At 71.8% G+C, this 14,732-nt stretch carries 12 protein-coding genes; 10 read left to right on the top strand and 2 right to left on the bottom strand.

Annotated features, from left to right (window positions below; translation table 11 throughout):
• The first annotated feature begins 206 nt into the window (after nt 1-206).
• The 4 genes from AB4Y76_RS18710 (at nt 207) to AB4Y76_RS18725 (ending at nt 4,249) form a co-directional block, all read left to right on the top strand.
• On the top strand, nt 207-527 hold the full coding sequence (locus AB4Y76_RS18710) for a hypothetical protein (RefSeq protein ID WP_441928051.1): 321 nt from the start codon (nt 207-209) through the stop codon (nt 525-527).
• A gap of 87 nt (nt 528-614) precedes the next feature.
• Nucleotides 615-1,883 (top strand): PucR family transcriptional regulator, encoded by a 1,269-nt coding sequence (locus tag AB4Y76_RS18715; protein WP_441928053.1) that lies wholly within the window; start codon nt 615-617, stop codon nt 1,881-1,883.
• 79 nt (nt 1,884-1,962) lie between these two features.
• Nucleotides 1,963-3,972 (top strand): fatty acid desaturase, encoded by a 2,010-nt coding sequence (locus AB4Y76_RS18720; protein ID WP_441928055.1) that lies wholly within the window; start codon nt 1,963-1,965, stop codon nt 3,970-3,972.
• Nucleotides 3,973-4,054: 82 nt separating this feature from the next.
• Nucleotides 4,055-4,249 (top strand): hypothetical protein, encoded by a 195-nt coding sequence (locus AB4Y76_RS18725; RefSeq protein ID WP_441928057.1) that lies wholly within the window; start codon nt 4,055-4,057, stop codon nt 4,247-4,249.
• Here AB4Y76_RS18725 and AB4Y76_RS18730 read toward each other — a convergent pair.
• Complete coding sequence (locus AB4Y76_RS18730) at nt 4,246-5,187, bottom strand: alpha/beta fold hydrolase (RefSeq protein ID WP_441928059.1); 942 nt, start codon at nt 5,185-5,187, stop codon at nt 4,246-4,248. The genes AB4Y76_RS18725 and AB4Y76_RS18730 overlap by 4 nt on opposite strands.
• Before the next feature lie 116 nt (nt 5,188-5,303).
• Between AB4Y76_RS18730 and ligD the strand changes: the two genes are divergently transcribed.
• The 5 genes from ligD (at nt 5,304) to treZ (ending at nt 11,433) form a co-directional block, all read left to right on the top strand.
• Nucleotides 5,304-6,866 carry a non-homologous end-joining DNA ligase LigD gene (ligD, locus tag AB4Y76_RS18735; protein WP_441928061.1) on the top strand — a complete coding sequence of 521 codons (1,563 nt, stop codon included), beginning with the start codon at nt 5,304-5,306 and terminating at the stop codon, nt 6,864-6,866.
• A 77-nt stretch (nt 6,867-6,943) separates the two neighbouring features.
• Nucleotides 6,944-7,153 (top strand): hypothetical protein, encoded by a 210-nt coding sequence (locus AB4Y76_RS18740; protein WP_441928063.1) that lies wholly within the window; start codon nt 6,944-6,946, stop codon nt 7,151-7,153.
• An 18-nt stretch (nt 7,154-7,171) separates the two neighbouring features.
• Entirely contained in the window at nt 7,172-7,324 is a 153-nt protein-coding gene (locus tag AB4Y76_RS18745; protein WP_441928065.1) for a hypothetical protein, read from the top strand.
• Between the two features lie 72 nt (nt 7,325-7,396).
• The gene (gene treY, locus AB4Y76_RS18750; RefSeq protein ID WP_441928067.1) at nt 7,397-9,727 is read left to right on the top strand and encodes a malto-oligosyltrehalose synthase; all 2,331 of its coding nucleotides are present in this window, start codon (nt 7,397-7,399) and stop codon (nt 9,725-9,727) included.
• On the top strand, nt 9,727-11,433 hold the full coding sequence (treZ, locus tag AB4Y76_RS18755) for a malto-oligosyltrehalose trehalohydrolase (protein WP_441928069.1): 1,707 nt from the start codon (nt 9,727-9,729) through the stop codon (nt 11,431-11,433). The genes treY and treZ overlap by 1 nt, the downstream gene beginning before the upstream one ends.
• A gap of 1 nt (nt 11,434) precedes the next feature.
• On the opposite strand, the gene AB4Y76_RS18760 is transcribed toward treZ, so the two are convergent.
• Nucleotides 11,435-12,385, bottom strand: coding sequence for a hypothetical protein (locus AB4Y76_RS18760; RefSeq protein ID WP_441928071.1), 951 nt, complete (start codon nt 12,383-12,385; stop codon nt 11,435-11,437).
• A gap of 153 nt (nt 12,386-12,538) precedes the next feature.
• Here AB4Y76_RS18760 and glgX point away from each other — a divergent pair, with 153 nt between their 5' ends.
• On the top strand, nt 12,539-14,704 hold the full coding sequence (gene glgX / locus AB4Y76_RS18765; protein ID WP_441928139.1) for a glycogen debranching protein GlgX: 2,166 nt from the start codon (nt 12,539-12,541) through the stop codon (nt 14,702-14,704).
• The last annotated feature ends 28 nt before the right edge of the window (nt 14,705-14,732 follow it).

The raw sequence follows: 14,732 nt of genomic DNA on the forward strand, positions 1-14,732 counted from the left end.
TCGTGACCTGGATCGAAAGGACCTACCACCGACGCCGCAGACAAGACGCCCTGGGCCGATTGACCCCCATTGAGTTCGAGACCATCATGACGCCACCAGCTGCTCAGGCAGCCTGACCGAACCTGTCACCTGATCGTGCAGCAGACCCGAATTTCGGCCCCCAGCCTTCTGGCTGGGGGCCGAAGTGCTTCCCGAAGCGCTCTCGCGTGGTGCTGTCACCTCGGACAAGCACTTGGTCAGCGCGCGGCAAGGTCTCGGCCCAGCTGACCGAGGAACTCGTCGGCCATCGCGCGCTGGCGTTCGAGGTTCTCGCGGCGGTCCCGAGCTTCTGCCAGGACTGCGGCGAGCCGCTTCCGGGCCTCAGCGTGGCGGTCGCCGCCATCGGTGTCGGCGTCGGCGTTCTCGTCGCGATGACGCTCTTCGCGCGCCGGGTGGCGCACCTGACCGAGACCGCCCGCGAACTCGTCGAGGACGACCACGGCGCGAAGGTCGTGTACCGGGTCACCGGCGAGCTTCCGTCGCACTAGGCCGGCCCCGGCCACGAGGAACCGGTCTGATCGGCGGGCGGTGCCTCGTAGCACTCGGGTGCGCGGAACGCTCGATAGTCTCCGGTCATGGGCGCGAGAGCGGGGGAGCAGGCTGGCATTCCCGATGCCGTGGTGGTCGAGCTGCACCGCACGGCTGCCGAGCTGCTGCGGCACGTGTCGTCGTACGCCGACGACATGCTCGACTACATCGTCGAGCGGATCCCGGAAGCCAGCGCTGATGACGAGCTCCGCGGTCTGACGCTGGGGTCGTGCTCGTCGAACCTCGAGGCGGCACTGTCGATGGTGCGGGCCGGGATCGACGTGGGTGCTGCGACAGCGCCGGTCACCGCGCTCGAGCATGCGCGCGCGATGGCCGCCCGGGGTTACAGCGTCGATGTGATGCTGCGGTTCTACCGGGTCGGCCACGCGTACTTCAGTGAGCTCGTCCTGGCCGGGATCACCGACCTCGTGAGCGATCCCGCCGTGGCTCTTGACGTGATGGCCAACCTGCAGCGCTACGCCTTCGCCTACACGGACCGCGTCTCCAGCGAGGTCGCGGCCGAGTACGTCGCCGAGCTCGACCGCATCCAGACCCTTGCGCGGGCGGCCCGGACGGATGCGGTCCGGGCGCTGATCTCCGGCGAACGGGTCGACCTCCGCCACGCCGAGCGCACCTTGTCCCACCGGCTCACCGGGTGGCAGACGGCCTTCGTCTGCTGGACCGATCGCGACGATGTCGACCTCGGGCGCCTGGGTGAAGCGGTCGGCGCCTGGCTCGGTTCGTCCCATCCGCTGCTCGTCCCGGATGGCGCCCACGCGCTCTGGGGCTGGGTCTCCACGGCGGCCGCACCCAGCGTCGCCCCCACGGACACCCGCCCCCTGGCAGCGCACGTCCCGGAGACGGTGCGGGTCACTCTGGGCGCACCCGCGCAGGACGCTGCCGGCTTCCGGGACTCCCACGTCCAAGCACAGCGCGGTCGTCGGATCGTCGAGCTCACCGGTCGAGCAGCGCCGGTCACGGCGTACCCGGAGATCGCCCTGGTGGACACGATGAGCGGCGACCTGGACCTGGCGCGCGCCTTCGTCGCCTCCGAGCTGGGTGGGCTGGCGATCACCGGGCGCCGTGAGGAGGAGGAGCGAAGGGCGCTGCTCGCCGTGCTCGACGCACAGGGTGGCCTGGCAGCCGCCGCGGAGGAGCTCGGCGTCCACCGGAACACGGTGCTGCAGCGCCTGCGCCGGGCAGAGGAAAGACGCGGCCGTCCTGCGACCGACCGGGTTGCCGAGCTGCATGCTGCGCTGCGTCTGGCGCACGTGCTCGGTCCGGTGGTGCTGGCGCCGGGGCCGGACGCGGCCTGACCCGGGATGTGCTGGGCGCACACTCGGATGGGCTCGGCAGCCCTCGCGGAGCCAGCTCGGGGTTCGTACGTTGCGAAGCATGTCAGCAATCACCGAGCGGCCTGCGCCTGCAGCGCCACGGCACGCACTCCCTGACCCGGGCGAGCAGGTCCCGACCATCTCGTGGCCGATCGTCGGCATCTTCTGCGGTGCCGTCGTGGTGTTCGCGTTCTCCTCGTGGGCGGCGCTGGCCGACAGGCTCCCGGCCCCGGCGACGGTTCTGCTGAGCGCGACCGCGATCTTCGTGCTGTTCACCGTGCTGCACGACGCTGCGCACTACTCGGTGAGCACGCACCGCTGGGTCAACGCGGCTTTCGGCCGGGTCGCGATGCTCTTCGTCTCGCCGCTGATCTCGTTCAGGTCGTTCGCGTTCATCCACATCGAGCACCACCGCAACACCAATGACGACGCGAACGACCCCGACCACTTCGTCAGCGGCGCTCCGTGGTGGCAGCTTCCGGTTCGGGGCCCGCTGATGGACGTGCCCTACCTGACGTTCCTGGTACGCAACCTCAGGCGCCGACCCCGGGCGGAGGTGCAGGAGACCTTGTTCCTGCTGGGGGCCACCGTCGCGGTGATCGTCGCGTGTGCCTTCACCGGGCACCTGTGGACGCTGGCGGTGCTGTACCTGATCCCCGAGCGGATCGCCGTGTTCGTGCTGGCCTGGTGGTTCGACTGGTTGCCGCACCACGCGCTGGAGGAGACACAGCAGGAGAACCGCTACCGCGCGACCCGCAACCGGGTCGGGTCCGAATGGGTCCTCACGCCGTTGCTGCTCTCGCAGAACTACCACCTCGTCCACCACCTGCACCCCTCGATCCCGTTCCACCGCTACGTCGCGACCTGGCGACGCAACGAGGAGGCCTACCTCGAGCGTGATGCGGCGATCGGCACCGTCTTCGGCCACCAGCTCGATCCCGACGAGTACCGCGACTGGAAGCGCCTCAACGGCAGGCTGGCCCGCCTCCTCCCGGTGCGGATGCCGAAGCGCTCGTCCGCCCGCGCGGCGGAGTTCCACCGCGTCCCGGTCGCCGGCGTCGACCGCCTGACCACCGACAGCGTGCTGATCCGCTTCGACGTGCCCGACGACCTCCGCGAGCAGTTCTCGTTCGAGCCGGGCCAGCACGTCACCGTCCGCGCCGACCTCGGCGGCGAGACCGTACGACGCAGCTACTCGCTCTGCTCCTCGGCCACGTCCGGTGAGCTCGCGATCGCGGTCAAGCACATCCCTGGTGGGGCGTTCTCCACCTTCGCGACGGAGCAGCTCGGTGCCGGCGACGCCCTCGACCTGATGACGCCGACCGGTTCGTTCGGCACCCGGCTCAGCCCGCTTGCCACGAAGAGCTATGTCGCGCTGGTCGCCGGCAGCGGCATCACCCCCGCGCTGTCGATCCTGCGGACGACGTTGGCCGTCGAGACCGAGAGTCGCTTCACCCTGGTCTACGGAAACCGGGACGCGGACAGCACGATGTTCCGCGCGGAGCTGGACGACCTCGAGGCGCGGTACGCCGACCGGCTGCGGATCATCCACGTGCGCTCGCGCGATCCGCGACACCCCGAGCGCCTCCGGGGACGCATCGACCGCCCCAAGGTCGAACAGCTCCTGGCCCCCGAACTCGCAGCGGCAGCGGTCGACGAGTGGTTCCTGTGCGGACCGGTCGAGATGGTGACCGACCTGCGCGAGCTGCTCATCGAGCGCGGCACCGAGCCGGACCGCGTCCACGTGGAGCTCTTCCACGGCTTCCCGAGGGCCGAGGTCGCCGACGACTTCGCCTCGGCGTCGGTCGCGGTCACCCTGCGCGGCCGTCAGCACGAGGTCGCCCTGGCAGCCGGCGACACCGTCCTCGAGGCCTCGCTCCAGGCCGGGCTGGAGGCACCGTACGCCTGTCTCGGCGGGGCTTGCGGCACGTGCCGAGCGAAGGTGCTGCTGGGGTCTGTCGCGATGGAGCTGAATTTCGCCCTGTCGCACGCCGAGGTGGACGCGGGGTACGTGCTCACCTGCCAGTCGCATCCGACCACCCCGTCGGTCGCCGTCGACTACGACGACTGAGCGCCCGAGCGCGAGGAGCTCGCTCACTGGGTCGGCGAGGCGCACCGGGTTTGGGCGGTGCGGGCCGGGGTAGCGACCAGTCATGAGCAAGCACCCGACCACCGGATCCGGCGAGGGTGGATCGCTGGGCACCCCGACCAGCACCGCCAACACGCAGCCACCCTCGGCGGACCAGGACGCCAACGTCGCGGTCAGCGGCGGCGGCATGGTCGACGAGGACGCCGAGACGGACCCGAAGGACACCGCCCGGGAGACCGGTCCTTCGGCCGACGACTAAGCGGCTACGGCTTGGGCCTGCCACTCGTCGAAGATCCGGAGATACGTCTGCGGGTCCTCGAGCATCAGGGCGTGGCGCCGGTCGTCGAGGACGTGTCCTTCCCAGTCAGGACGGGCCTCGGCCACGCAGCGAAGGACCCTGGCCGGGACCAGCGCGTCATGGGTGCCGCCCAGGAGGAGGGTGCGGGTCTGGAGCGTCCGGATGGCCTGCCAGGTCCGTCGCGGGTTGACCCAGAGCGCGCAGATCGATCGTGTCGCCGCCAGCAGCGCGCGCCGTCGGTCCACGCCCTCGACGGGTTCGGCGAAGTCGGCCGCCATGAGGTCCAGCACCTCCGGCTCGATGTCGTCGGGCTCGGAGTAGATCAGGCTGAGCATGACCCGGTTGCGGCGCGCGTCCACGCCCGGACCTGCGAGGCCGACGGCGCCCAGGGCGAGAGCCTCCACAGAGGAGACGGCCAGCGGCACCAGGCCGTCCAGGGTCACCCGGCTCGGCCTCAGGAACTCCAGCGGCGACCGGGGCGGCAGCGCCGGCGAGACCAGGACCAGGAGGTCGAGGCGGTCCGGGTGGTCCGCGGCGAGAAGGGTTCCCACCAGGCCGCCCATCGAGTTGCCGTGCAGGACGAACCGCTCCCAGCCCAGTGCGTCGGCCACGGCCAGGACGAAGTCGACGTAGCCGGGAACCGTGAGGGCGTCGTCCTCGTCGATCGGGGTGCGACCGAAGCCGGGCAGGTCGACGGCGACCACCGGCCCGTGCTCCGCGAGGCCCTCCATGATCTGCACCCAGGTCACCGACGACCCGCCGAGGCCGTGCACGAGCAGCTGCGGTTGACCGCCGCCACCGGGTTGCCTGCTGGCCGCACGGAGGACCCGGACGCGATGGCCACCGACGTCCAGGAAGGTGTCGGTCACGGCGGGCCAGTCGGGAAGTCTCTTGCTCACACCGGAGAAGTGCCCCAAGCGATCACAAATCATTCGGACGACGTCTCTCCGCGGTGTCCTCCGCATGCACCTGTTCGGCTCGGGTACGTCTCCCGGACAAGCCAGGAGGCGATGACGTGGCCGATGCCCTCGCGACGTACCGCCGGATGCGCGACTTCAGCCGCACCCCTGAGCCGGCCGGCAGCGAGGTCACGGACGCCGACGGAGCCCGGTTCGTGGTGCAGCGGCACCGGGCCAGCTCGCTGCACTACGACCTGCGGTTCGAGATCGACGGTGTCCTGGTCAGCTGGGCGGTCCCCAAGGGCCCGACCCTCGACCCGAAGGCGCGTCGGCTGGCGATGCACGTCGAGGACCACCCGATCGAGTACCTGCACTTCGAGGGGGTGATCCCCTCGGGCCAGTACGGCGGCGGCGACGTCATCGTCTGGGACACCGGAACGTGGGAACCCGTGAAGACCGACGATCCGCGCGCGGCTGTCGAGAACGGCGAGCTGCACGCGGAGGTGCACGGTCAGAAGCTGCACGGACGGCTGGTGCTCATCCGGCGGGAGGGTCAGGACGGCGACGCCTGGATGCTGCTGCACAAGCGTGACCAGCACGCGGTCGAGGGCTGGGAACCCGAGGAGCACCCGCACTCGGTCCTCACCGGCCGCACCAACGAGGAGGTGAAGGCCGACCCGGCCCGCCTCTGGCGATCCGACCTCCCGGCTGCCGAGGCCGACATCTCGCTGCTGCCGCAACCGCTGCCCGGCCAGGCCATCGACGAGCTCGACGGGCTCGGGAAGCAGGGCACCTGGGAGGTCTTCGGCCGCAGCGTGAAGGTGACGAACCTCGACAAGGTGCTGTTCCCCGGGGACCCGCCGATCACCAAGCGAGAGCTCCTCGCCTATGCGGCCAGCGTGGCACCTGTCGTCCTGCCCTACCTCGAGGGCCGACCGCTGAACCTGCATCGTTACCCCGACGGTGCCGAGGCCAAGGGGTTCTGGCACAAGCAACGACCCCGCCACGCCCCGGAATGGATCGGCGCCTGGGACAACCCGGACGCCGACCCGGGTGAGACCACGACCTACGTCGTCGCCGACGAGCCGGCCGCACTCGTGTGGGCGGCCAACTTCGGCGGGCTCGAATGGCATCCGTGGACCTCCCGGGCCGAAGCGCCGCACGAGCCCACCTACGCCTTGATCGACCTGGACCCGGGGGAGCGGACCACGTGGGAGGACCTGCTCACTCTCGCGCGGCTGCACCGGACCGCGCTGGAGCACCTCGGCGTCACCGCCCGGGCGAAGGTGACCGGCCGCCGCGGCATCCAGATCTGGGTGCCCGTCGTACCCGGCTACACCTTCGACGACACCCGGGCCTGGGTCGAGAAGCTGTCCGGGACGGTCGGCCTGGTGGCGCCGGATCTGGTGAGCTGGAAATGGGAGGTCAAGCAGCGCGGAGGCTTGGCCCGTCTCGACTACACCCAGAACGCCGTCAACAAGACGCTCGTGGCGCCGTACTCGCCGCGCCCGGCCTTCGGCGCCCCGGTGTCGGTGCCGATCGGCTGGGACGAGCTCGACGACCCCGACCTGCGCCCGGACCGGTGGACCATCCGCACGGTGCTCGACCGGCTCGACCGGCACGGCGACCCGTTCCGGGTGCTGCTCGGGGGCGCACAGCGGTTGCCCGAGATCAGCTGACGACCGGCCCGACGGGTCCGGACCGGAACCGGCCGCTCGTCACAGATGCCTGGCACGGTTCTGGGTACGACGGTGTCATGAACCAGTCCCACGACCGGTCCCGCGAGCAGTCGTCGGCCGGTGAGGTGTCCGAGGTCGCAGCGCTGGACCCCGACGCCGCCGACACGCCCATCTCCGACGGTGACGCCACCGCCGGCTACCCGGACAGCGAGAGCGGGAGCGCCCAGGAGCCGGAACCGGAGGCCGGGCCGAACGCGAACCCGCACCGCGACCGGGACACCCACTGATCCGTCCGAGGAGGAACGATGACGAGCACGCCGCAGGAACCGCTGGAGGACCCGCAGGTGGCCCCGGCCGGTGACCCCGGGCACGGGAACGCCCCGCAGCAGGAGCCGGACACGCTTCCTGATCCCGAGCCGGACCCGGAGCAGACCGTCGGTCCCGGCGTCCACGACTGAGGTCGGGTATTCCAGCAGCCACCTCCCGGCCGTGCCCACGGTCGGCCCACCCCTCGTCAGAAGGCCATCCGGATGCGCTCCGTCCCCAGCAGCACCTACCGGCTCCAGCTCTCCGCGGACTTCACCTTCGAGGACGCGGCCGGGCTGCTTCCCTATCTCCGGGACCTCGGAGTCGGCTGGATCTACCTCTCGCCCGTCCTGCAGGCCACGCCGGGCAGCACCCACGGGTACGACGTCGTGGACCCGACCCGGATCGACGAGGACCGCGGCGGCGAGGCGGCCTTCGACGAGCTCTGCCGGGAGGCGCACCGGAACGGGCTCGGTGTCCTGGTCGACCTCGTGCCCAACCACGTCGGGGTCGCCCGGCCGGAGCTGAACCCGTGGTGGTGGTCGGTCCTGCAGCAGGGCCGGGACTCCCGCTTCGCCTCGGCGTTCGACATCGACTGGCCCGCCGCAGGGGACAAGGTGGTCTTCCCCGTGCTCGGTGAGGACGACGTCCGGGCCGACGGCACCACCGCGAACCTGCGCCTCCAGGACGGCGAGCTGCGCTACCACGACCACCTGTTCCCGGTGGCTCCCGGCAGCGCCGCGCCCGACGACGACCCGAACCAGGTGCTCGACCGTCAGCACTACGCGCTGCGACCCTGGCGCGAGGAGGCCACCCGGCTCAACTACCGCCGGTTCTTCGGGGTGAGCTCGCTGGCGGCGGTCCGCGTCGAGGACCTCGACGTCTTCGAGCTCGCGCACGTGCAGGTCCGCCGATGGATCGCCTCCGGCCTGGTAGACGGTCTCCGGATCGACCACCCGGACGGGCTGCGGCACCCCGGCAGCTACCTGGTGATGGTCGCGGACCTGATCGGTGACGGCTACCTGGTGGTGGAGAAGATCCTGGAACCCGGCGAAGACCTTCCGCGGTCCTGGCCGGTGCACGGCACCACCGGGTACGAGGCGCTCGGCCTGGTCGACCGGGTGCTGGTCGATCCCGTCGGCGTCGAGGCGTTGGCCACCCTGGATCGCCGGCTCCGCGCGCAGCCCGGCGAGTGGCCCGAGCTGCTGCACGACGCCAAGCTGGAGGTCACCCGGGTCATCCTCGGCTCGGAGGTCCGCCGGCTGGCCCGCGAGCTCGCCGAGGACCTCCCCGGCACCGACCGCGGCACGCTGGTGGCGGTGCTGGAGGAGCTGCTGGCCTGCTTCCCGGTCTACCGGTCCTACCTGCCCGACGGGGCTCACCACCTCGAGCACGCCGCAGAGGAGGCGACCCGACGCCGGCCGGACCTCGCCGACGCGGTCGAGCGGGTCTGGCTGCTGCTGCGCAGTCCCACCCACCCGGCCGCACTGCGCTTCCAGCAGACCAGCGGGATGGTGATGGCCAAGGGTGCCGAGGACCGCGCCTTCTACCGGTGGAGTCCGCTCACCTCGCTCGACGAGGTCGGCGGCGACCCGGACACCCTCGCGATCACCGCGGAGGACTTCCACCACGCGATGCGCGAGCGGTGGCTCCGCTGCCCGGACGCGATGACCACCACCTCGACGCACGACACCAAGCGGGGCGAGGACGTCCGGGCCCGGATCGACGCGCTCGCCGAGCTGCCGGACTGGTGGACGGGGATCCTGCGCGACCTGCTGGACGCGGTCCCGGTCCCGGACGCCGGCCTCGGGAACCTGCTCTGGCAGGCGATCGTCGGGTGCTGGCCGGCGTCCGAGCAACGGCTGGCGGCGTACGCGGAGAAGGCGATGCGCGAGGCGGCCCAGCAGACCACCTGGACCGAGCCCGACGAGGGTTTCGAAGCCGTCGTGCATGCCGCGGTCCGCGCCGCGTACGCCGACCCGGCGGTGCACGAGCTGGTCGACGCGGCCGCGACCGAGCTGGCGCCGTACGGGTGGAGCAACGGCCTGGCGGCCAAGCTGCTGGCGCTGACGATGCCCGGGGTCCCGGACGTCTACCAGGGCAGCGAGCTGTGGGAGCAGAGCCTGGTCGATCCCGACAACCGCCGCCCGGTCGACTTCGAGGCGCGGCGCCGGATGCTGCACGACCTGGACGCCGCGGGGGCCCACGCCCCGGCGCGCCCGACCCGCCTCGACGATCCCGGCGCGGCCAAGCTGCACCTTGTCTCGACCGTGCTGCGACTCCGTCGCGACCGGCCCGAGCTGTTCGCCGACTACCAGCCGGTCCGCGCCGAAGGCCCGGCGGCCGAGCACGTGCTGGCGTTCGACCGTGGTGGCCTGATCGCCGTGGTCACCCGGATGCCGGTGGGGCTGGCGCGCCGGGGCGGTTGGGGCGACACCCGGCTGGTGTTGCCGGCCGGCCGCTATCGGGACGTGCTCTCGGGCCGGTGCACTGGTCCCGGCACGGCCGAGCTGCTCGAGTGCCTACCGGTCGCGGTCCTGGTCCGGGAGGCCTGATGGCCTTCGAGGTGTGGGCGCCGAGGCCGGGGCGGGTGCGCCTGCAGGTGGACGGTCGGGTCGTGCCGATGACCCGTGACCCCACCGGCTGGTGGCGGCCCGCGGAGCCGGTCGGGGGCGGCGACTACGGCTACCTGCTCGACGACGACGAGCGGGCGCTGCCGGATCCGCGGTCGCGCTGGCAGCCCGAGGGCGTGCACGGCCTCTCCCGGGCGTACGACCCGGGCTCGTTCGCCTGGACCGACCAGGCCTGGACCGGACGCCAGCTGGCCGGCGCGATCCTCTACGAGGCGCACGTCGGCACCTTCACGCCGGAAGGGACGCTGGACGCCATGATCGAGCGGCTCCCGCACCTCGTCGATCTCGGGGTCGGGTTCCTGGAGCTGCTGCCGGTCAACGCGTTCAACGGCCGCTGGAACTGGGGCTACGACGGCGTCGGCTGGTGGGCGGTCCACCACGAGTACGGCGGCCCGGCGGCGTACCAGCGCCTGGTCGACGCCTGCCACGCGGCCGGGATCGGTGTCGTCCAGGACGTCGTCTACAACCACCTCGGCCCGTCGGGGAACTACCTGCCGCGGTTCGGCCCGTACCTGAAGGACCAGGAGTCCAACACCTGGGGCCAGGCGGTGAACCTGGACGGCGAGGGCAGCGCCGAGGTGCGTCGGGCGATCGTCGAGAACGCGCTGATGTGGCTCGGGGAGATGCACGTCGACGGGTTGCGCCTCGACGCCGTGCACGCCTTGACCGACAGCTCCGACCGTCACCTGCTCGAGGAGCTGGCGACGGAGGTCTCCGCGCTGTCGGCGCACCAGAACCGGCCGCTGAGCCTGATCGCCGAGTCCGATCTCAACGACCCGCGGCTGATCACCCCCCGGGCCGCGCTCGGCTTCGGGCTGGACGCCCAGTGGAGCGACGACTTCCACCACGCGGTGCACGCGAACGTCACCGGCGAGGACGACGGCTACTACGCCGACTTCGCGGACCCGGACGCCCTGGTGAAGGTGCTGAACCGGGGCTTCTTCCACGACGGGACCTTCTCCTCGTTCCGCGGGCGCGCGCACGGGCGACCGATCGAGACCGACCGCACCGAGGCCTGGCGGCTCGTGGTGTGCGCGCAGAACCACGACCAGATCGGCAACCGGGCCCGCGGTGACCGGCTGACCGAGTCGCTGACCGAGGACCAGCTGGCCTGCGTGGCGCTGCTGCTGCTGACCGCGCCGTTCACCCCGATGCTCTTCCAGGGGGAGGAGTGGGCGGCCTCGACCCCCTTCCGGTTCTTCACCAGTCATCCCGAGCCCGACCTCGGCGAGGCCACCGCGCGGGGCCGTCTGGAGGAGTTCGCCCGGATGGGCTGGGATCCCGCCGAGGTCCCGGACCCGCAGGACGAGCAGACCTTCCTGCTCTCCAGGCTCGACTGGTCGGAGCCGGCGAAGGACGGCCACGCGCGGATCCTCGACCTCCACCGCCGGCTGATCGCGCTGCGTCGCGCACGCCCGGAGCTCACCCGGCCCACCTTCGGCGCGGCGTCCGTCGCGGGCCGCCTCCTCACCGTCGAGCGGGGCGACCTGACGATCCGGGCGAACCTCGGTCCGGAGCCCGTCACCCTGGCCTCGACCGACGAGCTCCTCCTCGGCACCCGCCCGGACGCGACCGGCACGCACCTGCCGCCGTGGAGCGGCGTCGTGACCGCTCGCACCACCGGCTAGGTCAGGCCTGGAGCAGGGTGCCGGCGACGCCGGTCTCGGTGCCGCCGCGGAGCAACCCGGCCAGCTCGGCGAGCCCGGGTTCGGGTGCCCACCCCTTCCACAGTCCGCCGTCCAGGTGGCTTGCCTCGCTGAGCAGCGCGTGCCACTCCTCGGCCCGCGGGTACGGCCGGGCGACGACGACGGGCGCCGTGCCGGCGGCGGCCTCGGCCAGGAAGGTCTGCGCCACGGTCGGCCGCTCCGGGAGCACCAGCACGGCGGGCACCTGGAAGGCGGCCAACGCAGCCAACGTGGTGGTGCTCGGCGTGCAGACCGCGACCTCGGCGCCCACCAGGTTCGACCAGACCGGACCCGGCTCGAGGAGCTCGCGCTCGGGTGCGTAGGTCCAGCGCCAGCCCGGGGTCTCCACCGCGATCGACCGGCGTTCGCGGGGTCCCGGCCCGGCGTGGGTGGGCCAGAGGGCGACGCAGTGCCAGCGCCCCCTGGACGGCGCGCCGGCCGTCCGCAGCTGCTCCGCTCGGCGAGCGATCTGGGTCGCCCGCCACCCCAGCGCGCCCAGGTGCAACGTGCGGCGCCGCCACGCGTCGGGCCATCCGCCCGCCGCGGCCCGCGGCCACGGCGCGAGGATCAGGTCGGCGTCGGCGTACGCGCTGCCCTGCTCGGCGTTCTCGCTTCCTCCCGGCACGGAGATCACGACGAGCCTGGCCCCGAGGTCGCGGACCGCGCGGGCGTGCTCCGCGGGCCCCTCCACGATCACGGTGTCGGGGGAGCGGGTGCGGAGCCAGCCGACCCAGGTCTGCAGCTCCGAGTCCGGCAGCAGGGTCCAGTCGGACGACCAGCCCAGGGGCGACGGGTGCGCGCTGACGAGGAGGGCGTCGTCGCCCAGCGCGGCGACCAGCGCCCGCGCCCGGTCGAAGGACTCGGGGCGGGGGTGGTGCAGGTAGATCGCAATCATCGGGAGGGACCACCGGGTGTGAGGTGTGACGATCGCGCCTTTGTGACGATGTCGAACCCCCGGTACCCCGCGAGCGCCTGGTCCATCCCCGGCGCGCCGAGGTGATCTTTGGCCCGGGACGGGTAATGCCCCGCTGTGGTGAGAGCGGGCGAGATCGAGACCTGGCCAGGAGCGGCGTACCCGCTCGGAGCGACGTTCGACGGGAGCGGCACCAACTTCGCGCTGTTCAGCGAGGTCGCCGAGCGCGTCGAGCTGTGCCTGGTCGACGAAGCCGGCGACCGGCGTGCGGAGACCAGGGTCGAGCTGACCGAGGTGGACGGTTTCGTCTGGCACGCCTACCTGCCGCAGGTCCAGCCCGGCCAGCGCTACGGCTACCGGGTGCACGGACCCTGGGCCCCGGCGGAGGGCCTGCGCTGCAACCCGAGCAAGCTGCTGCTGGACCCCTACGCCAAGGCGACGACCGACGGGATCCGCTGGGGCCAGTCGGTGTTCAGCTACGACTTCGACGATCCGGGGACCCGCAACGACGAGGACTCTCTCGAGGACGCCATGCTCGGCGTGGTGATCAATCCGTTCTTCGACTGGGAGGGCGACCGCGCTCCGCGGACGCCGTACGCGGAGTCGGTGATCTACGAGGCCCACGTCAAAGGCCTGACCCAGCTCCACCCGGAGGTTCCCGAATCACTGCGCGGTCGGTACGCCGGGGTCGCGCACGAGGCGGTGATCGAGCACCTGACCCGGCTCGGCGTGACCGCCCTGGAGCTGATGCCGGTGCACCAGTTCGTGCACGACCAGGCACTGCTCGACCGCGGGCTGCGGAACTACTGGGGCTACAACACCATCGGCTTCTTCGCTCCGCACGCCGGGTACGCGAGCACCGGCCTGGGTCTGCAGGTCCAGGAGTTCAAGGCGATGGTGAAGACGCTGCACGCGGCCGGCATCGAGGTGATCCTCGACGTGGTCTACAACCACACCGCCGAGGGCAACCACCTCGGGCCCACGCTGTCGCTGCGCGGCATCGACAACCCGGCGTACTACCGGCTGGTCGAGGACGACCCGCAGTACTACATGGACTACACCGGCACCGGGAACTCGTTGAACGCCGGGCACCCGCACTCCCTGCAGCTGATCATGGACTCGCTGCGCTACTGGGTCACCGAGATGCACGTGGACGGATTCCGGTTCGACCTCGCCTCGACGCTCGCCCGGGAGTTCTACGACGTCGACCGGCTGGCGACCTTCTTCGAGCTGGTCCAGCAGGATCCGGTGGTCAGCCAGGTCAAGCTGATCGCCGAGCCGTGGGACGTCGGGCCGGGCGGGTACCAGGTCGGCAACTTCCCGCCGCAGTGGACGGAGTGGAACGGCGCCTACCGCGACACCGTCCGCGACTTCTGGCGCGGGCGCCCGGACCTGGGTGCGTTCGCCAGCCGGATCGCGGGCAGCTCGGACCTCTACGAGCACTCCGGGCGCCGCCCGGTCGCGAGCATCAACTTCGTCACCGCGCACGACGGCTTCACCTTGCTGGACCTGGTCTCCTTCGAGCAGAAGCACAACGAGGCCAACGGCGAGGAGAACCGCGACGGTCACGACGACAACCGGTCCGACGACCACGGCGTCGAGGGCGCCACCGACGACCCCGCGGTGCTCGCGGCACGCGCACGGGACCAGCGCAACCTGCTGGCCACGCTGATGCTCAGCCAGGGCGTGCCGATGATCTCGCACGGCGACGAGCTCGGTCGCACCCAGCGGGGCAACAACAACGGCTACGCGCAGGACAACGAGCTGACCTGGATCGACTGGAACCGCGTCGACACCCCGCTGCTCGAGTTCGCCTCGTCGCTGACCGCGCTCCGCCGCGAGCACCCGACGTTCCGCCGGCAGCGGTTCTTCACCGGGGACTCGGTGCGCACCTCGGACGGCGCGCGGCTCAACGACATCGTCTGGTTGCACGCCGAGGGCCGGCCGATGGAGGACGAGGACTGGACCGACGGGTCCGTGCTCGGGATGTACCTCAACGGCGAGGGCATCGCCGGCCGCGACCCGCACGGCCGCCCGGTGCGGGACGACCACTTCCTGCTCTACTTCAACGCCGGGGAAGCGGTCGAGGTGCTGGTGCCGCCCGAGGACTACTGCACCGGCTGGGTCGTGGTGATCGACACCACCGACGCCCTTCGTTCCGCGGCGGTGCCGGCGGGCGCGGCCCTGAAGCTGGCCGGGCGCAGCACCGTCGTGCTGCGCCGCGAGCACACCGGCGCGGAGGATCCGGACGACTCGGTGGCCGCCTCGGTCGAGGTGATGTCCGCGCGACCGCTGCCCTGACGGGCGAGCGGACGACGAGACCGACCGG

It is taken from the genome of Marmoricola sp. RAF53 (assembly GCF_052114005.1).
In the GTDB taxonomy this organism is placed as follows: Bacteria; Actinomycetota; Actinomycetes; order Propionibacteriales; family Nocardioidaceae; genus Marmoricola.